Genomic DNA, 21683 nt, shown 5'->3' on the forward strand with positions numbered 1-21683 from the left:
TGCCTTAAAAAGTAAAATTTACAACAATCCCTTTATTAATTTCAGAGTTAATTTCGATTGTTCCCTGCAAAAATGATATTCGGCTATCGATATTTTTCATACCCAAACCTTTTTGATTTTCGGCATTTGAACAATTAAAGCCAACGCCGTTATCTACATAATCACAAGTATTTATTCCGTCTTTATTTGCAAAAGAAATCCATATCTCTGATGCTTTTCCATGACGAATAGAATTATTCATTAATTCCTGCAGAATCCTAAAAACATGCAAATGCCTGTCTATGTCTTTCTCATCAAAATCGATGTCATTTTTATAATATGTTTTTACCGATTTACTCGATTCAAATTCTTCGCATAATTCTTCAATACCAGCACTTAAACCAAATTTTTCGAAAACCGGTGGCAGCAAATTGTGCGCAATTTTTCTAGAATTGTCTAATGCCTTTGTAGTCAAAGCAATTATGTTTTCTGTAATTTCTGCAGTTTCTGCTTCGGTAAGATTTGGCGCTGTAAGCAAATGACTGTTTAAGGAGACAATATTTAATTTCGAACTAATATCATCATGAAGATCTTGCGCAATTCTTTTACGCTCTTCTTCTTGCGTTACAATAATAGCATGCAGCTGCTCTTTTTGATATCGAAGTATTAGGTCTATTTTTTCTAATTCTTTTTGAATGATTTTTTTTCTAGAAAAATAAAAGAATATAATTAATGCAACTGCAACAATTATAAAAAATAGCGAGATATACAATATAATAGCTACTAGTTCTTTTTCAGGGATTGAATTGGGTTTCATAATCTATTTTTAATAATACAAATTAGTTTTCTAAAGATTTTTTAGAAAAACTTACCTTCCATTCATATAATATAACTAATTGATAAACTAAAAATAAAAAAGCATTTAGTTTCCATGAAAAATATTTAACTTCTAAACTTAATGTCAAGGTTAAATTTCCAATTAAATACAAAACAGTAGATCCTAACATAAAAAAGATAACCGCTATTGTTATATAATAATAAACCTTCTTTTCGGTCAGCATATTATAAAAATGTAGCAAGCCGAAAATAACACAACACAAAGATGTTAAAGTAATAGCAAATAAGTTGAATTTTAAAAACTCTTTTGGTTCTAAAAGAAATTGAACACAAAAAATGAGTATCCCCGCTAACAAAATACTTTTTACAAATATTTTTTGACTTCTTATTTTTATCAATGAATTATAAAATAGACCTAATAAAACCATTTGTCCTATAATAAAAACATTAACTAAAAATAAATTATTAAAATGCAAATGATATAGTAACTCCATTGACATCTGCATTAAAAATGCAAATGCTAAATAAAGAACAAAAAAACCATTAACTTTTTCCTTACGGAAAAAGCTAATGGAATATAATACTAGATTAATTAATAAAATCAAATAACCTGAATAAATTAAAAAATCGTCCATTCGTAAAAAAAGATCTTTAATTAATACGGTGGGCTTGGTCTAGTTCCATCGTATACAATGTCATCAGCAGCTCCTTCGCCACCTTCTACTCCATCTCCTTTACCGTAAACATTAATCCATTTTTTAGTTTTCTCATCGTATTTGGCTCCTACAAAAAGTAATGTTTTTTCATTTTGATCATTTATTCCCAAATAAGCCCAAACAGCTTCTGTATCAAGTTCTAGCACTTTTTTCAAACTTTCTTTAGGTATTAAGAAAGCTTTTACTTTGTTCTTTGAGTCTTCGACAGATTTATCGTCGTCATATCTCTTTTCCCACTTGTCTGCAGTTGCTACAGGAATCTGAATAGGTCCTGGAAAGGTTTCTTCATTCATAATTTAAATTTGTTATTGGTTAATAATTTATAAAAAACTAATAGTTTGTAATTGGTTTAGCTAAACTACTGATTTTTATTAGACGATTAACATAAAAACATAAAAAAAACCTTAATAATAAGGCTTTTTTAACTTTTAAAATGGAACATCGCTGTCGTCATCATCATCATTTAAATTACTTCCGAAAGCTTCGTTAGCAGATGGTAAATTTTTTGTTAGGAAAGGATTATCATCATGATTCATTTTAGATGGCAAATCATCGTAACCTCCAGTAAACTCTTCAAGGTTATCAAACTTACCTAAATGTCCTAAGAATTTAAGACGAATATTTTCAAGACCACCGTTACGGTGTTTGGCTATAATAAACTCTGCCTGACCTTGTGTCGAAGATGCTTCATCATCATCCCATTCTTCGATTTTATAATATTCAGGACGATAGATAAACGATACGATATCGGCATCCTGCTCGATCGCTCCAGATTCACGAAGATCCGAAAGAAGCGGACGTTTACTAGATCCACGGGTCTCAACGGCACGCGATAACTGAGAAAGTGCAATTACAGGAACGTTCAACTCTTTTGCCAAAGCCTTTAAGTTTCGGGAAATTGTCGAGATCTCCTGCTCACGGTTTCCTCCTCCTTTTCCGCTTCCCCCTGCAGTCATCAACTGCAAGTAGTCAATAATAATTAACTTAATTCCGTGCTGTGAAGCCAAACGACGACATTTTGCACGTAAATCGAAAATTGAAAGCGACGGTGTATCATCAATAAATAATGGCGCTTTTTCTAAGTTTTTCACTTTAGTACTTAGCTGTTCCCATTCGTGCTTTTCTAATTTACCTGTTCTTAGTTTTTCTGAAGACAATCCTGTTTCAGAAGAAATAAGCCTTGTAATTAACTGAACCGATGCCATCTCCAGAGAGAAAATCGCAACTGCATGTCCGAATTGAATACTTACGTTTCTCGCCATCGAAAGGACGAAGGCCGTTTTACCCATCCCGGGACGAGCCGCAATAATAATTAAATCGGAAGGTTGCCATCCAGAAGTTACTTCATCTAGTTTCTCAAATCCAGTTGCAACACCACTCAAACCTTCTTTACCAGCGATTTCTTCAATACGTTTTTTCGCTTGAAGAACCAAACTTTGAGCGGTTTCAGAACTACGCTTGATATTTCCTTGCGTTACTTCATATAATTTAGATTCGGCTTTATCCAGCAAATCGAATACGTCTGTAGTTTCATCATACGATTCTTCGATAATTTCAGATGAAATACGAATTAAACTTCTCTGAATAAATTTTTGAAGAATAATACGCGAGTGAAACTCGATGTGGGCAGAAGACGCAATTTTTTGCGTAAGCTGAATCAGATAAAAATCGCCTCCAGCCAAATCTAACTTTCCGTTTTTCTTTAACTGTGTCGAAACCGTTAAAATATCAATTGGCTGTGTTTCGGTAAAAAGCTGTAAAATCGCTTCAAAAATATGTTTGTGCGCGTCTTTGTAAAAAGCATCTGGCTGTAAAATATCAATTACATCATCTACCCCTTTTTTATCAATCATCATCGCACCAAGAACAGCCTCTTCTAAGTCTATAACTTGAGGAGGAAGCTTACCTTTTTCTAGATTGATAATTGTGGTTTTGTCGACCTTAACAGGGTTTACATTTTTGAAATTTTCCATATAGCGAAAGTAGCAAAATTTAAAAAAAATCTGCTATCGAGTTATAACTAATAATTGTTTATAAATAATATTGATTTGTTCATAACCAAAAAAAAATCCGAAACCGCAGGGCTTCGGATTTTTAATCGTTAAATATGAATTTACTCTTTATACTCGCCCATATTACTGTATTTGTCCATTCTCTGGGCAATTAAATCGGCTGTTGATAAGTCTTTCAATTCGTTATATCCTTTTGTAATATATTCCGCTACTGTTTTAAAAGTAGTTTCTCTGTCATAATGCGCTCCGCCTAATGGTTCTGGAATTACATCGTCAACCAATTTTTGTTTTTTCATATCAGAAGAAGTCAGTTTTAATGCTTCTGCTGCACGCTCTTTGTACTCCCAGCTTTTCCATAAAATAGAAGAGCAAGATTCTGGAGAAATTACAGAGTACCAAGTGTTTTCTAACATATATACACGGTCTCCAACACCAATTCCTAAAGCTCCACCTGAAGCACCTTCACCAACAATAATAGTAATGATTGGCACTTGCAGACGAACCATTTCAAAAATGTTTCTAGCAATAGCTTCTCCCTGTCCTCTTTCCTCAGCTTCAAGTCCTGGGTATGCACCTGGAGTATCTACCAAAGTAAGAACTGGAATTCCGAATTTCTCTGCCATTTTCATTAAACGCAAAGCTTTACGGTATCCTTCTGGATTAGCCATACCGAAGTTACGGTACTGACGTGTTTTTGTATTGTAACCTTTTTGCTGTCCAACAATCATAAACGACTGACCGTTTATTTTTCCAAGACCACCAACCATTGCTTTATCATCTTTAAAACCTCTATCTCCATGAAGTTCTAAGAAAGTATCTCCACAGATTGCTCTAATGTAGTCTAAAGTATAAGGTCTATTTGGGTGTCTTGACAATTGTACCCTCTGCCAAGCCGTAAGGTTTTTATATATTTCTTTTTTAGTCTCTACTAATTTTTTGTTGATTTCCTTGCACGTCGGCGTTACGTCAACGTCAGATTCTTTTCCAATAATAACGCACTTTTCTAACTGTTCTTCAAGTTCTTTAATTGGAAGCTCAAAATCTAAATATTCCATGGATTTTTGAATTTTGTTTGTAAATCGAACCGCAAATATAAAAATATTATATCATTGGCGAAGTTAATTGTTATTTAAAGTATAAAAATGCAATTTAAAAATAAGTAAACTATTACAAGTTTTCTTTCTTGTTCTGATAATGTTTGAAAACACCGTTTAGAATAACTGTTATGATGATTATGACAGCTCCGATGTAAAACTCGACACTCATTTTTTCTTTTCCTCCCAAGATAAAATAAGCCAAAACTATCCCGTAAACCGGCTCCAAATTAGTCGTTAACATTACGGTATAAGGCGTTAATCGCTGCATCACTTTTACCGAAGCAGTAAAGGCGTAAGCTGTACAAATTGAGGCCAAAATCAATAATAAAACCCAATTATTTAAAGACATTTGGAAAAAATCCGCTGTAAATTTTCCTTGAAATAAAAAATAAATGGTGATGAAGAAAACGCCCGCTCCAAATTCATAAAATGTAATTACTGAAGGTTCGTGATCTGAAATTAATTTTCCATTCATTAAGGTAAATAAAACCCCTAAAATGATGGCTGCCAAAGCGTAATAAACTCCCGTAAGATATTTTATTTCAACTTGAAGAATCAATCCTAAACCAGCTATAATTATTAGTCCGAAGAAGACTTCGTACCAAAGCACTTTTCTTCCATAAAATAAAGGTTCTAATAAAGAAGCGAAAAAAGCTCCCAAAGAAAATATGGAAAGCGTAATGGACACGTTGGACACATGAATTGCTTTAAAAAAGAAAATCCAGTGTAATGCTATCAATAATCCAACAAAAATCAATTTAAAAAATTCTTTTATCGGAACTTGAAAAGATTGTTTTTTAAATGCAATAAATCCGCCAAGAAAAATCATAGCAATTAACATTCTGTACCAAACCAGATTATCGGCATCAATTGTAATTAAAGCACCTAGAATGGCTGTAAAACCCCAGATAAAAACAATTAAGTGTAGATTTAAATAACTTTTTAAATTATCGTTTCGCATTACGTAATAAGTAAACTGCCAAAATTCCGAAAACAATATTCGGGAACCAAACAGCTAATAAAGGTGAGAATGTAGATTTTTCGGCAAGTGTACCAAATATTTTATCAAAGAATACAAATGAAAACGCGATTGCAATTCCAATAGCAAGGTTCATTCCCATTCCGCCACGGCGCTTCATAGAAGAAACCGAAACCGCAATAATCGTCAAAATAAATGCTGAAACCGGAATACTGTATTTTTTATAAAGAACAACCAAATAGGTATTGATGTTTCCTGAACCTCTTTTTCTTTCTTTTTCAATAAAATCGATCAGTTTACCCAAAGTTAGCGTTTCGGCAATATAAACTACTGGAGTTAAATCTGCCAATTCAAATTTAAAGGCAACATTTTTTTCTGGAGCTTTTTCAATTACATCATTTAATTCTCCTACAGTTCTTTTAGTATAATCGTATAAAACGTAAATCTTCTTTTTAGGATCCCATTTTATGCGGCTTGCAGTGATTTTATAAGTCAGTTTTTCTTTTTCAAAATGTTCTAAAGAAAAGTTGAAGGCCGTTTTTGATTCTTCGTTAAAACTGTTTACAAAAATAAAATCGTGATCGTTAATTTGTCTGAAAACATTGGTATTTTCACCACGCATGAGTTCCTTTCCATTACCTTTCAGATACGTGTATCTAAAATTGTTATAACCTTCACTCGCAGCAGGAACGATAAAAAATCCCATTAGCAAAACAAAAATCGAAACGATAGTTGCACCTATAATATAAGGACGCAAGAAACGTGTATATGAAATTCCAGAACTTAAAATCGCAATAATTTCTGTATTGTTGGCCAGCTTTGAAGTAAACCAAATTACTGATAAAAACAAGAATATCGGAAACAGTGAATTAATAAAATAAATTGTGAAATTGTAATAATAGAAGGCAATATCTCCAAACGGAATCTTGTTCTCAAGCATTTTATTTACCTTTTCAGAAACATCAATTACGATTCCGATTGGCGCAAATAAAAGAAGCATCACAGAAAATGTCCCGAGGTACCTTTTTAAGATGTATTTATCTATTATTGAAAGCATATAGTTTTATTGTTTCAAGTTTTTTAGTTTCAGGTTTCAAGTTGTTGGATTTCGTCCTCTAGAGAACCTGAACCCTGAAACTTGAAACTTTAAATTCTTAAAGGCGCTGACTCATATTTTTAACCATCATTTCTTTCCATGGTCTAAAATCTCCGGCTAAGATATGTTTTCTTGCCTCACGAACCAACCACATATAGAAACCTAGATTATGAATGGTAGCAATTTGCTTTCCTAAATATTCGTTGGCCGCAAACAGGTGACGTAAATAGGCTTTTGTATATTCTGTATCTACAAAAGTATGTCCCATTTCATCAATTGGAGAAAAATCTGCTTCCCACTTTTTATTTTTGATGTTGATTGTTCCGTTTGCTGTAAACAACATACCATTTCTGGCATTACGAGTTGGCATAACACAATCGAACATATCAATTCCTAACGCAATATTTTCTAAAATATTAATTGGAGTTCCAACCCCCATTAAATAACGAGGTTTATCTTCAGGAAGAATTTCGCAAACTACCTCAGTCATGGCATACATTTCTTCAGCTGGTTCTCCAACAGAAAGTCCGCCAATTGCATTTCCTTGCTGTCCTGCATTAGCTATATATTCTGCCGACTGGCGACGTAAATCCTTATAAGTACTTCCTTGAACAATCGGGAAAAACGTTTGCTCGTAACCGTATTTATAAGGAACTTTTTCTAAATGATTGATACATCTGTCCAACCAACGATGTGTCATGTGCATAGAACGTTGCGCATAACGGTAATCGCAAGGATAAGGCGTACATTCATCAAAAGCCATAATGATATCGGCACCAATGGTACGCTGAATTTCCATTACATTTTCTGGCGTAAAAAAGTGGTAAGAACCGTCAATGTGCGATTTAAATTTCACCCCTTCTTCTTTAATTTTTCTATTTGAAGAAAGAGAATATACTTGATATCCTCCAGAATCAGTCAAAATATTACGATCCCAGTTCATGAATTTATGAAGTCCTCCGGCTTTCTCTAAAATTTCTGTCTGCGGACGCAGATACAAATGATAGGTATTTCCAAGAATAATATCCGGATTAATATCGTCTTTCAATTCACGCTGATGCACTCCTTTTACAGAAGCAACAGTACCAACTGGCATAAAAATAGGAGTTTCTATAACTCCGTGATCTGTAGTAATACTACCCGCTCTTGCTTTTGACTGCGGATCTTTTTGTAATAAATCAAACTTCATAAATTCGTTTTTCAGTCGGCAAAGATAGTTTAATTTCAGGGAAATATTATGAATTAGAAAAATTGTCAATTAGAAATTTAGCTAATATTTTCTTAATTTCAGATTCTATTTTTAAGATTTGAACTTATCCTGATTTGGGCGTTCCCTAACGGTCGGGCTATCCGCTATATCTTTTGCTCAAGAACGTATCATTTTAATTAAGAAGAAACATTTATCGCAAAAGGATGCCGCTTCTATCCCTAACGCAAACGGTTCCAAAAGAAATTTCATCCGTAAAATCGGAATGTAAAAACTGCAACAATCCTATTATTAAAGTATAACAAACTCATTTCTTTCTTTTTGTAATTTTAATATTCAACTAAAATTTTAGAAATCATGATAAATTCAGAAGATAAATTAGACGAAATCAAGGATGAACAAATTGAGAAAAACCTTGAAAACATGGATTACCCAGCAAACGAAGATATTTACAATCAAGAAGAAAGATTAGAAGATATCGATCCTCAAGATATTTCTGGAGAAAGAATAATTAATAATGACAATCACGAATGGAAGCAGAACAGTGATAAAATCGGAAACGATTTGGATGTTCCAGGTGCTGAGCTAGACGACACACAAGAAGACATTGGCTCTGAAGATGAAGAGAATAATTATTATAGCGAAAGCGATACCAATTAGACACCTTACTAAATTCTAGATTTTTTTTGCCGCAAATTAAACAGATTCAGCTGATTTTTAAAATCATTCTAATCCGTTTAATCTGTGGCAAAACTTTTATATACAATTATCAATTTCTTTGATTTTATTTAAATCTGATAAAAAAAGATCAAAAAAATTTAACAATTGAAACAAACTAAAGCAGAAAATCATTTGTCTCCCCACAAAATATCCGTTACTTTTGCTACAGTTTAAAATTTTACATATAAATGAAGCCTAACACACAACAATTAAGCGATTTAACGATCCAAGTAAGAAGAGATATTCTTAGAATGGTACATGCTGTAAACTCTGGACACCCAGGTGGTTCATTAGGTTGTACTGAATTTTTGGTAACATTATATCAAAACATAATGGACCGCAAAGAAGGTTTTGATATGGACGGAATTGGAGAAGATTTATTTTTCCTTTCAAACGGACACATTTCACCTGTCTTTTATAGCGTTCTAGCACGCAGTGGTTATTTTCCAGTTTCAGAATTAGCAACCTTCAGATTATTAGATTCTCGCTTACAAGGACACCCAACAACTCACGAAGGTTTACCTGGAGTTCGTATTGCATCTGGTTCATTAGGACAAGGTTTATCTGTAGCTTTGGGAGCAGCTCAAGCTAAAAAATTAAACAAAGACAATCATATCGTATATAGCTTACACGGAGACGGAGAATTGCAAGAAGGCCAGAACTGGGAGGCGATTATGTACGCTTCTGCTAAAAAAGTAGACAACATTATTGCAACAATCGACCTTAATGGCAAACAAATTGACGGAACAACTGATGAAGTTCTGCCAATGGGAAGTATTCGCGCTAAATTTGAAGCTTTTGACTGGGATGTTTTAGAAATCAAAGAAGGAAACAGCATTGATGCTATCATCGCTGGTTTAACTGATGCTAAGTCAAGAACAGGAAAAGGAAAACCAGTTTGCATTTTATTGCATACAGAAATGGGTAATGGTGTAGATTTCATGATGCACACTCATGCTTGGCATGGTAAAGCACCAAACAATGATCAATTGGCTAGTGCTTTAGCTCAAAACATTTCAACTTTAGCAGATTATTAAAAAGTGCTCAGTCTAAGCAGACAGTTTTCAGCTTAGAAACTTAGCATCTCAAAAAATAAAAAATGAAAAAATACGAAAATACAGGAAGTAAAGATACTCGTTCTGGTTTTGGAGCGGGAATGACTGAATTAGGTCAAAAAAATGAAAATGTTGTTGCATTATGTGCTGACTTAATTGGATCATTAAAATTTGATGATTTCAAGAAAAACCACCCAGAGCGTTTTTTCCAAATCGGAATCGCTGAAGCTAACATGATTGGAATCGCTGCAGGTTTAACAATTGGTGGAAAAATTCCTTTTACAGGAACTTTCGCAAACTTTTCTACAGGTAGAGTTTACGATCAAATTCGCCAATCTGTTGCTTACTCAGATAAAAATGTAAAAATCTGTGCTTCTCACGCTGGTTTAACTTTAGGAGAAGATGGAGCAACGCACCAAATCTTAGAAGATATTGGTTTAATGAAAATGTTGCCTGGAATGACTGTAATCAATACTTGCGATTACAATCAAACTAAAGCTGCAACTTTAGCATTAGCAGATCACCATGGTCCAGCTTATTTACGTTTCGGACGTCCAGTTGTACCTAACTTTACTCCTGCTGATGAGCCTTTCGTAATCGGAAAAGCAATTTTATTAAACGAAGGAACAGATGTTACAATCATTGCTACTGGACACTTAGTTTGGGAAGCTCTTATTGCTGCTGAAGCTCTTGAAGCAAAAGGAATTTCTGCTGAAGTAATCAACATCCATACAATCAAGCCTCTTGATGAAGAAGCTATTTTAAAATCTGTTGCCAAAACGAAATGTGTAGTTACTGCTGAAGAGCACAATTACCTAGGAGGTCTTGGAGAAAGTGTTTCTGGCGTATTAGCTTTAAACAATCCAACTCCACAAGAACTTGTAGCAGTAAAAGATAGTTTTGGAGAATCTGGAACTCCGGAGCAATTAATGGAAAAATACAAATTAAACAATCAAGCAATTGTTGAAGCTGTAGAAAGAGTTATCAAAAGAAAATAATTTAAGTTTTCTTACTTATAAAAAAACCTCGGAATTTGCATTCCGAGGTTTTTTTTTTAGTTTTATTAGTACCAAGAGATATGTCAATAGATTTTTTGGGCATTGGTATTACTCCATCAATACTGCAAGTAATAATGAAATTTTCATTTGATGGTAAAGGAGCCATAAATCTCTAAGATCTATTCTACTTCATAAATATTGTAATGTTGCTCTTTACTATTGGTAAAATGCGCAAAATAAAAAAACACAGCATCAATAATCAATACCAATAAAAAAGCCTCGAAATTAACATTTCGAGGCTTTTTATTTAAATTCTAAATTTTAGTTCTTTTGGTAAGGATACGTTTTATCCAAATGAATTCTTAATCTTCCTGGCGCTGTATAATCCTCCTCAACAAACTTACGAGGATTTGTGATTGACTCTGGCTTTGCAGGATCAGTAAGTTCTCCTGTTGGTCTTCTAGGAATAGCCCACAATTCGCTTTCATCTACATTTGGAGTAGCAGGATTATCCAAAATAGGATCGTAAGGATAATATTTGCTTAATCCTGAAAAAGGAGCATCTGTAGGTTTTGTAAGTTCAAATCTTGTTGTATAACCATCGCCATCATCATCATGATCTAGAAAATCTGGAATACCATCACCATCTGTATCATCTGGGTTAGCAGGTGGATTAGGATATGTAGTTGTGTCTCTATAATCGCGAACAAAACCGTCACCGTTAATATCCTCCTGATAATCAAATACACCATCTGGATTTTCTAATAAAACACCATTAGAATAACCATTATTTTCATGATCCATTCTTCTGATATCATAAAGCTTAAAGCTAAAGATTAAAGGCGCATAAGTTGGAATGGTACTTGAAGAAGGTGGCGCAGCATAGTATCCTAATCCTGAAGGTATGAATAAAACACCAGCACCAAAATCTTGGTAATTTGGGGTTCCATCGTCATTATAAGTCGTTGTTCCTGTTTTAAACAGAGGAAAGATTTCACTCCATCCTTTTATAACATTACCTACATACATATCAATAATACTCTTTGGATATATAACCTGATCAAAGAAAGTAGTTGTTAAGTGTTCTGGCTCTGTATCTGTCTTTTCTACACGTTTTAAATATTCTCCTCTATAAGCAGTAAAAACACCATCCGTATTCATTGGAGCAACACCACTACCTTCTCTTAAAATCAAATAATACATTTTATAAGTTATACCATGTATGTATGGGATTTCTCTTAAAACCAGCTTTGGATAAGTAGCACTATTTAAGTAAGACATTATTGAGGGTTGTGAAGCAGCATCCGTTATGGGCGAAATTGTTACATCCATATCGGCTGTCACAGTAATATAATTTGTCTTTAAATACTCTTCAATATCTGCATTATCAGTATTAAATTGCTCTTGATAATCCCTTAAAGGAACAACTTCTGTTTTATCATCGTCATTTTTATTACAAGAAACGATGGCAAGACCAGCAAGTAACAAAACAAAATAATATTTAAATTTATTCATTATTATCATTTTTTTAGGTGCGCAAGATACAATATTGATTTATTTTTGTAAAGAATTTAACTTGGATTTTAGAAAAATTATGAGAATAGATAAATACTTGTGGTGCGTTCGATATTACAAGACTAGAAACATGGTAACCGAAGCTTGCAAAAAGAATCAGATCACTGTAAATGGGCAAGTTGCAAAACCTTCAAAAGAAGTTTTTCCCACAGACCGAATTACATTTAGAAAAGATCAAATTACACAAATTATAACGGTTTTAGACATTCCGCAAAATCGAGTTGGAGCTAAGTTGGTAGATATTTATCAAAAAAACGAAACGCCTCCAGAAGCTTTTGCACATTTAGAGCTATTAAAATTATCTAAAGAACATTCGAGAAGAACTGGCGCAGGACGTCCGACCAAAAAAGATCGAAGAGACATTGACGATTACGGAGACGATATTTATGATGAAGAGGAAGAAATAGAATAAATCTTCAATCTTGAAATTCCAAATTCCAAAAAAAAAGCAATCAAATTCCAGATCCTAAAAATAAACTTATCTCAAAACTTGGAATTTGGAATTTAAAAAATTGAAATTTGGATTATCTATATTGGATTTTAAATTAATTACCTTAGCAAAAAAACACACTATGAGCAGCAATATAATCTTGACCAATCAAGAAATCGAACATAAAATAAAACGTATCGCTTACCAAATTTACGAGACTTTTGTAGACGAAGAAGAAGTTGTAATTGCCGGAATTGCTTCTAACGGATTTCTTTTTGCCGAAAAAATCGCTACGGCGCTTAGCAATATTTCAACCTTAAAAGTTTCGATCTGCGAAGTCAAAATAAACAAACAAAATCCACAACAAGCCATACAAACTTCATTAACGCGTGAAGAATACAAAAACAAAGGCTTAGTTCTAGTTGATGATGTCTTGAACTCTGGAACTACATTAATCTATGCTGTTCGTCATTTCTTAGACGTTCCGCTTAAAAAATTCAAAACAGCAGTACTTGTTGACCGAAATCATAAAAAATATCCTGTAAAGGCAGATTTCAAAGGCATTTCGCTTTCAACTTCTTTACTAGAGCATGTTCAAGTTGTTTTCAATTCAGAAAACGGCGACTATGCTTCTTTAAGTTAATATATCTAAAATATCCTGAACCGTTTCTTCGACAGATTTATCATCAACGGAAACTTTATGTTTTGCTTGATTGTAATAATAACTTCTGTCGAATAAATGTTTCGCGATAAACTCTTTCATTTCTTCCTCATTCATATTGGCAATCAAAGGGCGTTTGCTTTTGTTATGAATCAATCTATTATATAAGGTATCAATTGATGCTTTTAAATATACAGACACCACATCGTCTCCTTTTAATAATTCATGATTATTGGCATAACATGGAGTTCCTCCTCCAAGACCAATAATAGTATTTTCTGAAGATTGCAGCAATTCGACGAACATTTCATGCTCTAATTTTCGAAAATACACTTCTCCATGCTTCTCAAAAATCTCATTTATGGATAAATTCACTCTTTCTTCGATACATTTATCTAAATCTAAGAACGGAATATTTGTAATTTTTGACAAATTTTGGGCAATTGTAGACTTTCCGCAGCCCATATAACCTAACAACACAATTTTTTTCATATTAATAAAACCTTATAAACTAAGCATTTGAGAATTTTTCCAAAAAAAAGACAAATTTATGATAAAATAGCTTGGAAACTTCAAAAAAAACTCCTTATATTTGCACCCGCATTCAAGAAATTAAATGACTCGATAGCTCAGTCGGTAGAGCACATCACTTTTAATGATGGGGTCCTGGGTTCGAGCCCCAGTCGGGTCACAAATTTTGTGATTAACAAATTAAATTTCTTGAAAGCAATGACTCGATAGCTCAGTCGGTAGAGCACATCACTTTTAATGATGGGGTCCTGGGTTCGAGCCCCAGTCGGGTCACAAAAGGTCGGGTAATTTATTTTACTCGACCTTTTTTCTTTTAGGCCATGTGGAGAAACGGTAGACTCGCCATCTTGAGGGGGTGGTGCTCGCAAGGGCGTGAGGGTTCAAATCCCTCCATGGTCACTAGAAAAGCCTATTTCGTTTTGAAATAGGCTTTTTTATGTTTTGTCTCGTCCTAAAATAAGTTGACGCATTGGTGTTAGAACAATTTTTAAATAAAGAGAACTAAATAAAGTTATCTTATTTTCCCACAAGACTTAATACAGCTGTTTTATTTTTCCATCTTTTACAATATACAATCCATTTTCACACATGATATATACATTAAATTTGGTTTTTTTAATATTTGTGAACCAGCCAGGAAGTTTATATTGTTTCAATGTTTCATCATGGATTAACTGCCCATAATACCCATATTGCTTACCTGTTTTCCTATCTGTTCCTGTTCCTGAAATATGCACAATGTTATCTTTTTGAAGAATTTCTCTAGCTTCACTACATAAATCTAAGCATACCAACGTGTCCGTTTTATTCTTACTTTTTTTATAAAGCTTCACGTTATCACTTTCATCATTTATTCCGTATGGATAATCAACTACATCTCTTGTATATTCCGTTTCTGGTATCGTTTTTACATACACCCAATCTTTCTCATAATCAGTTCCTTGGAATTTATAGACTTTATTTTCAGCTGTACGAACACAAAGTTGCTCCTTTGGATTTGAAATTATTTCCATTGGAAAAAATTTTTTAGTATCAAAAGTTATTGTTTCCCAAGAATATCCAAAATCTTTTGAAATATGTATTCGAGAATAATCCGATTCGTGAATTCCTCCCCAACTATCAATCCCAACAAGAATCTTTTTATCAGTAAAAGTTACATCTTTAAACATCAATGATGTTTTAATATTTTTCCAAGTTTTTGCGCCATTTGTCGAATACATTAATTCAAAATACCTACAGGCAATAACTGAGTCTTTTGAAATATCAGCAACATTATTAACATACCTATTTCTCTTTTTTGAAATTTCAGCAGTTGTATCACCTATAGTTTTCACTATATCAGTTGTACTTTTAAAAGTTTCACTTTTAACTTCCAGTTTATCTATTGCGTTCTTTTTACAACCAATTGCAAAAAACAAAATAACAAAATATACCCTGTATTTTCTTTTCATAAAAAAGCAATTAACTTTATTTGTATAGCTAATATATCATTATTTTTAAAAGATAAAACTAATAAACATCATTCAAGATTTTTAAATCTTCTCGTAAATGGTTCGAATTCTACCCGATAATTTTATTTACAACACACAAAACAGATATAATATCTGACAAAAAAATAATTTGCAGGATATTTTTTTATCTTTGGCAATCAAATTTTTTCAACCTGCATGGCTTTATCTTTAAGCTTTTAGAAAACAATACTCATTATGGAACAAAAAATACATCAAGGAAGAAACGTGAAACGTTTTAGAGAAATGCTTAACATAAAACAAGAAGCATTGGCTTATGATCTAGGAGAAGACTGGAGTCAAAAGAAAATTTCTTTATTGGAGCAGAAAGATGTAATTGAGGAGAATCTTCTAAAACAAATTGCAGCAATATTAAAAATCCCTGTAGAAGCATTTCAGAATTTTAACGAAGAACAGGCAATAAATATTATTTCTAGTACTTTTCACGGCACTCAAGGTTTAATAAATTACAGCCCAACTTTCAACAACAATCCAATCGACAAATTGATTCAGTTGCATGAAGAAAAAATAGCTTTATACGAGCGTATGTTGAGAGAAAAAGATGAAATGATGCAAAGACTTGAAAAGCTTATCAAATAAATAATTCAGAAAAATCAGCAGTTTTTATTCTGCACCTTATATTATCACAGAAAAAAAACAAAATATATTCCATTGCAAAGTAAGCACTTACAACAACAATTGAAATTAATTTAAAATTCCTTTCCAAAAAGGCTTTGCAAACTAAATAAAGTACTTATATTTGCACCCTCATTGAAGAAATGAAGACTCGATAGCTCAGTCGGTAGAGCACATCACTTTTAATGATGGGGTCCTGGGTTCGAGCCCCAGTCGGGTCACAAAAGGTCAGGTAATTTATTTTACTTGACCTTTTTCTTTTTAAGGACTATCAAGTCTTAAAAATATACCTTTAGAAAAACCTGCTTTAATTTTCTCTTACTATTTCTTCATTTACCAAAAGAAATTTTCTCACAAGATAAAAACTTTCTTAAATTCGTTGGGAAATAATTAAATCACTAATCCCAAATTAGTTTATGAAAAACCTACTATTAGCATCACTTATTATGATGTCTTGCTCAATCTGGGCACAATCAGCAACAGGCTATTTTGACAAAGCCATGAAAAAAGCTGAAGCTGGAAATACAAAAGGCGCCATCGCCGATTACACCAAAGCTATCAGCATGAATTCTAAATTTGTCGAAGCTTATCAGAACCGTGGTGTAGCAAAATTCAAACTAAACGATTTAAAAGGTGCTCAAGCTGACTTTAGCAAGACAATCGAATTGGACGACATGAATGCAGATGCTTTTACCGGCAGAGCCAATGTCAATTACAAACTGCAGAATTACGAAGGAACAATTGAAGATTGCACCGCTTCTTTAGACTTAAACCCGAAAGATTATGTCGCCTACAATTTAAGAGGATTGGCCTATAACAAAATTGGCGATAAGAAAAATTGCTGTAAGGATTTCACAAAAGCAATTGAGTTAGGAAGCCAAAGCGCCGCAAAAAACAGAGCTACTTTCTGTAAATAATACATAAAGCAAAAAAACAAGAACAGTCTGTCAAGATTTTAATCTGATAGGCTGTTTTCTTTTTTATCAAAGTAATATATTTCTTAAGAAATAAATACCTGATTTTAGGTAAAAAATATATTATGAATACGTAAACCTCTAATTCTCTATCTTTTTAATTTAGTTTTAATGTCGAATCTAAGATTTTATTTTACATTTGTTGACTTAATCGCGAAAAATGATAAACAATATTAAAACTGTTTTCAGCATTAAAGATCTTGAGAACTTATCTGGAATAAAAGCGCATACCATACGCATCTGGGAAAAGAGATACAATATCCTTGAACCTATGCGAACTGATAGTAATATTAGATTTTACAATCTTCATAACCTGCAGAAACTTTTAAACATTACGTTACTGCACGAATACGGTTACAAGATTTCTAAAATTGCAACCTATCCTGAAGAAAAAATACCACAACTGGTACGCGAAATCATTTCAAAGAAAAATTCTCAAAACTACGCTATCACTTCTTTTAAAATGGCGATGATGAACTTTGATCAAGAATTATTCTTCAATACATTCGATTGGCTTATTACCGAAAAAACGTTTAAAGAAGTTTTTAAAGAACATTTTTTACCCCTTTTAAAAGAGTTGGGATTATTATGGCAATCTGAAACGATTACTCCTGCAAATGAACATTTCATGAGTCATTTAATCAAGCAGAAAATATTGATTTATACAGAAAGTCTTCAAATTAGAAAACCAATCAAAACCGATCGAATTTTTGTTTTATCACTTCCGTTAAACGAAATTCACCAAATAGGATTGTTATACCTGCAATACGAAATTCTTGATAAAGGCTACAAAACCATTTATCTGGGAGAAAGCATGCCAATTGAAAACTTGCAGGATTTAACCAAACATTTTGAGAACATTACGTTCGTTTCCTTTATGACTGTTCAGCCAGACCGAAGCGTAATTAATCAATATGTAAAATCTATGGGGCAGAAATTATTGCAGAAAAACAACGAAATCTGGCTTATGGGTAAAATGGTGGAATACATTGATGAGAAAGTCCTAACAGACAGAATTCGAGTTTTTGATTCGATGGAAGAAACTATTAACATGCTTTAATTTATTTTTGTTTAGGTTTTTCTTATATTTGTTAAACAAATGAGAAAAACTATCCAAATAATAGGCTCAGGCTTCTCTTCTTTAGCAGCCGCATGTTACCTTGCACAACAGGGAAACAAAGTTACTGTCTACGAGAAAAACAGTACAATTGGCGGCCGCGCCAGACAATTTAAAGAAGACGGTTTTACTTTTGACATGGGACCAAGCTGGTATTGGATGCCAGATGTTTTTGAACGCTTTTTTCAAGACTTCAATAAAAAACCTTCTGATTACTATGAACTGATAAAATTAAATCCGGCCTATCGTGTTTATTTCGGAATGGATGATTTCATCAGCATTTATGATAATCTAGAAGAGATCAAATATACTTTTGAGACGATCGAAAAAGGAAGCGGTCAAAAACTGCAAAGCTTTATTGACCAAGCCAAAAGCAATTATGACATTGCAATCAAAGATTTGGTTTATCGTCCTGGAGTTTCTCCTCTTGAATTAATTACCAAAGAAACGGCATTAAAGCTCAATCAGTTTTTTAAAAACGTAAGCACCGATATTCGGAAAAATTTCAAGAATGAAAGATTAATTCAAATTCTCGAATTTCCAGTTTTATTTCTTGGAGCAAAACCAACTAAAACGCCTTCTTTTTATAATTTTATGAATTATGCCGATTTCGGTTTAGGAACTTGGCATCCTAAAACTGGAATGTTTGATGTTATTCGAGGAATCGAAAAATTGGCATTAGAACTCGGCGTAACCATTAAAACCAATTCGCCAATTGATAAAATAATTGTCGAAAATAAAATAGCTAAAGGAATTGTAATTAATGGCGAAATCCTTAAGGCTGATATTGTTTTGAGTGGTGCCGATTATCATCATTCTGAAATTTTACTCGAAAAAGAACACAGAATGTATTCTGAAAAATATTGGGAAAGCAGAGTTTTTGCTCCCTCTTCTCTCCTATTTTTTGTTGGCTTCAATAAAAAAATAGAAAACATTTCGCATCACGCTTTATTTTTTGATGTCGATTTCAACCAGCATGCTGCAGATATTTACGATAATCCTAAATGGCCTGATGCTCCTTTATTCTACGCCAACTTCCCATCCAAAACAGATTTGACCGCGGCGCCAAACGGAATGGAATCTGGATTTTTCTTAATTCCGTTAGCGCCTGGAATCGAAGATAACGAAGTGTTACGAGAAGAATATTTCGAAAAGATAATCGCTCGTTTTGAAGAACTTACGCAACAAAAAATAAAAAATAATATTATCTTTAAGAGATCATTTTGTAAAAATGACTTTGTAAGCGATTATAACGCCTACAAAGGAAATGCTTACGGAATGGCCAATACCCTCTTGCAAACCGCTTTTTTAAGACCAAAATTAAAAAGCAAAAAAGTCAAGAATTTATATTTTACAGGACAATTAACCGTTCCTGGGCCAGGTGTTCCGCCTGCTTTAATTTCAGGAAAACTCGCAGCTGAATTAATTCAAAAATCTTTTAGATCTTAAAAAAATGAAATCACTATTCGACGCCGTTTCTTTCAAATGCAGCAAACTGGTAACCCAAAATTACAGTACTTCATTTTCGCTAGCCGTAAAAATGCTTTCGCCAAGCATTCGAGATGCCATTTACAGTATTTACGGATTTGTTCGTTTTGCTGACGAAATCGTGGATTCATTTCACGATTATGAAAAAGAATATCTTATTGAAGATTTCGAAAAAGAATATTACAAAGCAATGCAATTGGGCATTAGTTTAAATCCGATTTTAAATTCATTTCAACATACTGTAAAAGAATATAATATTAGTGATGATCTAATTCAGGCTTTTCTAAAAAGCATGAAAATGGATCTTATAAAATCAAATTACCAAACACAAACCGAATACATAGATTACATTTACGGTTCTGCAGATGTTGTTGGATTAATGTGTTTGAAAGTTTTCGTATCTGGAAAAGAACATAAATACGAACAGCTGAAAAACGAAGCTATGCGTTTAGGTTCTGCTTTTCAGAAAGTCAATTTTCTAAGAGATTTAAAAGACGATAATACGATCTTGAATCGCACTTATTTTCCTGGCGTAAATCTGAATAATTTCAACGAAGATTCGAAAAATCAAATCATCAAAGAAATCGAAGAAGATTTTAGAATTGCCTATCAAGGAATTGTAAAACTACCAATCGAAGCCAAATTTGGTGTTTATACCGCTTATGTTTATTACAAAAAACTACTTCAAAAGCTAAAACACACACCTTACTATGAGATTGGAAATTCGAGAATTCGCGTTTCTAATTATACCAAAGCGGGACTTTTGGCACAGTCTTTTGTGACCTACAAATTGAAGCTGGTATAAATTTAAACACATAGAAACATAGAATGCTAGACCTAAAAAAGACGTTTCACTTGCATAAAAAACATAGCTATGTGTTAGAAACTAGTTTCTTTCAACAATCTTTTCAAGAAAACAAAAATCTATGTCTCTATGTATTTAAAAATACAAACCAAAACCTTTTGAGTCAACATTTTATAATCCAAAGCTAAACTTAAAACCAATAAAACGATAATTTTAAAACCTCAACATTTATAAAATGATTTCTTTTTTAATCTTTTTAGGCGTTTTTCTTTTCATGGAATGTGTTACGTGGCTCACGCATAAATACATAATGCATGGGTTTATGTGGTATTTTCATGCGGATCATCATCAGCCGAAATACGAAAATACCTTTGAGCGCAACGATATTTTCTTCGTCATTTTTGCTATGCCAAGTATTATTCTATTCTACTTTGGCGTTCAAGGCGGATTTAATTACTTGTTTTTCATTGCCTGCGGAATTACACTTTACGGCATTTGCTATTTTCTAATTCACGATGTCTTGATTCATCAGCGTTTTAAATGGTTTAAAAACACCAAAAACAAATACCTCATCGGATTACGAAAAGCTCATAAAATTCACCATAAACACCTCAACAAAGAAAAAGGAGAATGTTTCGGAATGTTGTTCGTACCATTCAAATATTATAAAATGTAGCATTATTTGGGTGTTCGCTTTCTACTTTTTGTCTCTGGCCAAAAATGCCTGCTACAAAATAGCTCACTTTACACCTTAACGCTCACGTATTTCAAGAAAGATTTGTGATTATGAAATTATACAAAATAGTTACCGTACAGCATATAAATGCAAGTGTAGAAGATTGCTGGGATTTTTTCTCAAGTCCGAAAAACCTGCAGACCATTACTCTCGATAATATGAATTTTCAAATTCAGGATTACGATGGCAAGCGCATGTATCACGGACAAATAATTTCATACACCTTAAGACCTCTTTTCGGAATTAAAACTTCTTGGGTTACCGAAATCACTGCTTGCCAAGAAAACGATTATTTTGTAGATATTCAGCAATTTGGACCTTATAAACTTTGGCATCACAAACATTTCTTTGAACCAACACCAGATGGAGGAACCAAAATGACCGACATTGTTCATTACGCTCTCCCATTCGGAATCTTAGGCCGAATCATGAATCGTTTAATCGTAAAAAACAAACTGAAAAGTATTTTCGATTACAGATTTAATAAAATTGAAGAATTGTTTAATTCTAAAAAAGCTTAAAAAAA

The 21683-nt window shown here is 33.1% G+C and carries 23 protein-coding genes and 4 tRNA genes; 16 read left to right on the forward strand and 11 right to left on the reverse strand.

Annotated elements, in window-relative coordinates:
• Window positions 1-4 precede the first annotated feature (4 nt).
• From NCC77_RS20140 to tgt, 8 genes are all read right to left on the reverse strand, one after another.
• On the reverse strand, window positions 5-796 hold the full coding sequence (locus tag NCC77_RS20140) for a sensor histidine kinase (RefSeq protein WP_250837192.1): 792 nt from the start codon (window positions 794-796) through the stop codon (window positions 5-7).
• 22 nt (window positions 797-818) lie between these two features.
• The gene (locus NCC77_RS20145; RefSeq protein ID WP_250837193.1) at window positions 819-1451 is read right to left on the reverse strand and encodes a hypothetical protein; all 633 of its coding nucleotides are present in this window, start codon (window positions 1449-1451) and stop codon (window positions 819-821) included.
• Window positions 1452-1471: 20 nt separating this feature from the next.
• Window positions 1472-1825: a hypothetical protein gene (locus NCC77_RS20150; protein WP_250837194.1), complete on the reverse strand. Its 354-nt coding sequence runs from the start codon at window positions 1823-1825 to the stop codon at window positions 1472-1474.
• Between the two features lie 135 nt (window positions 1826-1960).
• On the reverse strand, window positions 1961-3505 hold the full coding sequence (gene dnaB / locus NCC77_RS20155; protein WP_248727994.1) for a replicative DNA helicase: 1545 nt from the start codon (window positions 3503-3505) through the stop codon (window positions 1961-1963).
• Between the two features lie 140 nt (window positions 3506-3645).
• Window positions 3646-4599: an acetyl-CoA carboxylase carboxyltransferase subunit alpha gene (locus tag NCC77_RS20160; RefSeq protein ID WP_095931683.1), complete on the reverse strand. Its 954-nt coding sequence runs from the start codon at window positions 4597-4599 to the stop codon at window positions 3646-3648.
• 112 nt (window positions 4600-4711) lie between these two features.
• On the reverse strand, window positions 4712-5602 hold the full coding sequence (locus NCC77_RS20165) for a DMT family transporter (RefSeq protein ID WP_250837195.1): 891 nt from the start codon (window positions 5600-5602) through the stop codon (window positions 4712-4714).
• Entirely contained in the window at window positions 5589-6677 is a 1089-nt protein-coding gene (locus NCC77_RS20170) for an LptF/LptG family permease (protein WP_250837196.1), read from the reverse strand. Before NCC77_RS20170 ends, NCC77_RS20165 begins: the two co-directional genes overlap by 14 nt.
• Before the next feature lie 97 nt (window positions 6678-6774).
• Window positions 6775-7905 carry a tRNA guanosine(34) transglycosylase Tgt gene (gene tgt / locus NCC77_RS20175; protein ID WP_095931686.1) on the reverse strand — a complete coding sequence of 377 codons (1131 nt, stop codon included), beginning with the start codon at window positions 7903-7905 and terminating at the stop codon, window positions 6775-6777.
• Between the two features lie 375 nt (window positions 7906-8280).
• On the opposite strand from tgt, the gene NCC77_RS20180 reads away from it, so the two are divergent.
• The 3 genes from NCC77_RS20180 (at window position 8281) to NCC77_RS20190 (ending at window position 10696) form a co-directional block, all read left to right on the forward strand.
• The gene (locus NCC77_RS20180) at window positions 8281-8583 is read left to right on the forward strand and encodes a hypothetical protein (protein ID WP_250837197.1); all 303 of its coding nucleotides are present in this window, start codon (window positions 8281-8283) and stop codon (window positions 8581-8583) included.
• A 248-nt stretch (window positions 8584-8831) separates the two neighbouring features.
• Window positions 8832-9680: a transketolase gene (locus NCC77_RS20185; RefSeq protein ID WP_095931688.1), complete on the forward strand. Its 849-nt coding sequence runs from the start codon at window positions 8832-8834 to the stop codon at window positions 9678-9680.
• A gap of 62 nt (window positions 9681-9742) precedes the next feature.
• Window positions 9743-10696 carry a transketolase family protein gene (locus NCC77_RS20190; RefSeq protein WP_250837198.1) on the forward strand — a complete coding sequence of 318 codons (954 nt, stop codon included), beginning with the start codon at window positions 9743-9745 and terminating at the stop codon, window positions 10694-10696.
• Window positions 10697-11017: 321 nt separating this feature from the next.
• Here NCC77_RS20190 and bamM read toward each other — a convergent pair whose 3' ends face one another.
• A complete protein-coding gene (gene bamM / locus NCC77_RS20195) occupies window positions 11018-12211 on the reverse strand; it encodes a BamM family beta-barrel-assembly machinery protein (RefSeq protein WP_250837199.1) in 1194 nt (397 codons plus the stop codon).
• 79 nt (window positions 12212-12290) lie between these two features.
• On the opposite strand from bamM, the gene NCC77_RS20200 reads away from it, so the two are divergent.
• Window positions 12291-12683, forward strand: coding sequence for an RNA-binding S4 domain-containing protein (locus NCC77_RS20200; RefSeq protein WP_248728003.1), 393 nt, complete (start codon window positions 12291-12293; stop codon window positions 12681-12683).
• Window positions 12684-12843: 160 nt separating this feature from the next.
• Window positions 12844-13344 carry a phosphoribosyltransferase domain-containing protein gene (locus NCC77_RS20205; RefSeq protein WP_250837200.1) on the forward strand — a complete coding sequence of 167 codons (501 nt, stop codon included), beginning with the start codon at window positions 12844-12846 and terminating at the stop codon, window positions 13342-13344.
• Here NCC77_RS20205 and NCC77_RS20210 read toward each other — a convergent pair.
• Window positions 13336-13854, reverse strand: a complete 519-nt coding sequence (locus NCC77_RS20210; RefSeq protein ID WP_250837201.1) for a shikimate kinase — start codon at window positions 13852-13854, stop codon at window positions 13336-13338. The genes NCC77_RS20205 and NCC77_RS20210 overlap by 9 nt on opposite strands.
• A gap of 126 nt (window positions 13855-13980) precedes the next feature.
• Between NCC77_RS20210 and NCC77_RS20215 the strand changes: the two genes are divergently transcribed.
• From NCC77_RS20215 to NCC77_RS20225, 3 genes are all read left to right on the forward strand, one after another.
• Window positions 13981-14053 (forward strand) — tRNA-Lys (locus tag NCC77_RS20215).
• A 40-nt stretch (window positions 14054-14093) separates the two neighbouring features.
• Window positions 14094-14166, forward strand: a tRNA-Lys gene (locus NCC77_RS20220).
• Window positions 14167-14209: 43 nt separating this feature from the next.
• A tRNA-Leu gene (locus NCC77_RS20225) sits at window positions 14210-14292 on the forward strand.
• Window positions 14293-14426: 134 nt separating this feature from the next.
• Here the strand turns inward: NCC77_RS20225 and NCC77_RS20230 are convergent.
• Complete coding sequence (locus tag NCC77_RS20230; protein WP_250837202.1) at window positions 14427-15344, reverse strand: beta propeller repeat protein; 918 nt, start codon at window positions 15342-15344, stop codon at window positions 14427-14429.
• A gap of 255 nt (window positions 15345-15599) precedes the next feature.
• Between NCC77_RS20230 and NCC77_RS20235 the strand changes: the two genes are divergently transcribed.
• From NCC77_RS20235 to NCC77_RS20270, 8 genes are all read left to right on the forward strand, one after another.
• On the forward strand, window positions 15600-16001 hold the full coding sequence (locus tag NCC77_RS20235) for a helix-turn-helix domain-containing protein (RefSeq protein WP_250837203.1): 402 nt from the start codon (window positions 15600-15602) through the stop codon (window positions 15999-16001).
• A 184-nt stretch (window positions 16002-16185) separates the two neighbouring features.
• A tRNA-Lys gene (locus NCC77_RS20240) sits at window positions 16186-16258 on the forward strand.
• 195 nt (window positions 16259-16453) lie between these two features.
• On the forward strand, window positions 16454-16954 hold the full coding sequence (locus NCC77_RS20245; RefSeq protein WP_250837204.1) for a tetratricopeptide repeat protein: 501 nt from the start codon (window positions 16454-16456) through the stop codon (window positions 16952-16954).
• Window positions 16955-17171: 217 nt separating this feature from the next.
• Window positions 17172-18071 (forward strand): MerR family transcriptional regulator, encoded by a 900-nt coding sequence (locus tag NCC77_RS20250; protein ID WP_250837205.1) that lies wholly within the window; start codon window positions 17172-17174, stop codon window positions 18069-18071.
• A gap of 39 nt (window positions 18072-18110) precedes the next feature.
• On the forward strand, window positions 18111-19577 hold the full coding sequence (locus NCC77_RS20255; RefSeq protein WP_250837206.1) for a phytoene desaturase family protein: 1467 nt from the start codon (window positions 18111-18113) through the stop codon (window positions 19575-19577).
• Window positions 19578-19581: 4 nt separating this feature from the next.
• Window positions 19582-20421, forward strand: coding sequence for a phytoene/squalene synthase family protein (locus tag NCC77_RS20260; RefSeq protein ID WP_250837207.1), 840 nt, complete (start codon window positions 19582-19584; stop codon window positions 20419-20421).
• Between the two features lie 235 nt (window positions 20422-20656).
• A complete protein-coding gene (locus NCC77_RS20265; protein WP_250837208.1) occupies window positions 20657-21097 on the forward strand; it encodes a sterol desaturase family protein in 441 nt (146 codons plus the stop codon).
• A gap of 110 nt (window positions 21098-21207) precedes the next feature.
• A complete protein-coding gene (locus tag NCC77_RS20270) occupies window positions 21208-21678 on the forward strand; it encodes an SRPBCC family protein (protein WP_250837209.1) in 471 nt (156 codons plus the stop codon).
• Window positions 21679-21683 lie beyond the last annotated feature (5 nt).

The sequence above is a fragment of the Flavobacterium tyrosinilyticum genome (assembly GCF_023656565.1).
Classification (GTDB): Bacteria; Bacteroidota; Bacteroidia; order Flavobacteriales; family Flavobacteriaceae; genus Flavobacterium; species Flavobacterium tyrosinilyticum.

Coding starts and splice junctions, on each gene's coding strand:
- NCC77_RS20210 (WP_250837201.1), bottom strand. CDS start 13,854: ATGAAAAAAATTGTGTTGTTAGGTTATATGGGCTGCGGAAAGTCTACA.
- NCC77_RS20160 (WP_095931683.1), bottom strand. CDS start 4,599: ATGGAATATTTAGATTTTGAGCTTCCAATTAAAGAACTTGAAGAACAG.
- NCC77_RS20140 (WP_250837192.1), bottom strand. CDS start 796: ATGAAACCCAATTCAATCCCTGAAAAAGAACTAGTAGCTATTATATTG.
- NCC77_RS20190 (WP_250837198.1), top strand. CDS start 9,743: ATGAAAAAATACGAAAATACAGGAAGTAAAGATACTCGTTCTGGTTTT.
- NCC77_RS20260 (WP_250837207.1), top strand. CDS start 19,582: ATGAAATCACTATTCGACGCCGTTTCTTTCAAATGCAGCAAACTGGTA.
- NCC77_RS20180 (WP_250837197.1), top strand. CDS start 8,281: ATGATAAATTCAGAAGATAAATTAGACGAAATCAAGGATGAACAAATT.
- NCC77_RS20265 (WP_250837208.1), top strand. CDS start 20,657: ATGATTTCTTTTTTAATCTTTTTAGGCGTTTTTCTTTTCATGGAATGT.
- NCC77_RS20205 (WP_250837200.1), top strand. CDS start 12,844: ATGAGCAGCAATATAATCTTGACCAATCAAGAAATCGAACATAAAATA.
- NCC77_RS20145 (WP_250837193.1), bottom strand. CDS start 1,451: ATGGACGATTTTTTAATTTATTCAGGTTATTTGATTTTATTAATTAAT.
- NCC77_RS20165 (WP_250837195.1), bottom strand. CDS start 5,602: ATGCGAAACGATAATTTAAAAAGTTATTTAAATCTACACTTAATTGTT.
- NCC77_RS20235 (WP_250837203.1), top strand. CDS start 15,600: ATGGAACAAAAAATACATCAAGGAAGAAACGTGAAACGTTTTAGAGAA.
- NCC77_RS20230 (WP_250837202.1), bottom strand. CDS start 15,344: ATGAAAAGAAAATACAGGGTATATTTTGTTATTTTGTTTTTTGCAATT.
- NCC77_RS20270 (WP_250837209.1), top strand. CDS start 21,208: ATGAAATTATACAAAATAGTTACCGTACAGCATATAAATGCAAGTGTA.
- tgt (WP_095931686.1), bottom strand. CDS start 7,905: ATGAAGTTTGATTTATTACAAAAAGATCCGCAGTCAAAAGCAAGAGCG.
- NCC77_RS20200 (WP_248728003.1), top strand. CDS start 12,291: ATGAGAATAGATAAATACTTGTGGTGCGTTCGATATTACAAGACTAGA.
- bamM (WP_250837199.1), bottom strand. CDS start 12,211: ATGAATAAATTTAAATATTATTTTGTTTTGTTACTTGCTGGTCTTGCC.
- NCC77_RS20245 (WP_250837204.1), top strand. CDS start 16,454: ATGAAAAACCTACTATTAGCATCACTTATTATGATGTCTTGCTCAATC.
- dnaB (WP_248727994.1), bottom strand. CDS start 3,505: ATGGAAAATTTCAAAAATGTAAACCCTGTTAAGGTCGACAAAACCACA.
- NCC77_RS20185 (WP_095931688.1), top strand. CDS start 8,832: ATGAAGCCTAACACACAACAATTAAGCGATTTAACGATCCAAGTAAGA.
- NCC77_RS20255 (WP_250837206.1), top strand. CDS start 18,111: ATGAGAAAAACTATCCAAATAATAGGCTCAGGCTTCTCTTCTTTAGCA.
- NCC77_RS20170 (WP_250837196.1), bottom strand. CDS start 6,677: ATGCTTTCAATAATAGATAAATACATCTTAAAAAGGTACCTCGGGACA.
- NCC77_RS20250 (WP_250837205.1), top strand. CDS start 17,172: ATGATAAACAATATTAAAACTGTTTTCAGCATTAAAGATCTTGAGAAC.
- NCC77_RS20150 (WP_250837194.1), bottom strand. CDS start 1,825: ATGAATGAAGAAACCTTTCCAGGACCTATTCAGATTCCTGTAGCAACT.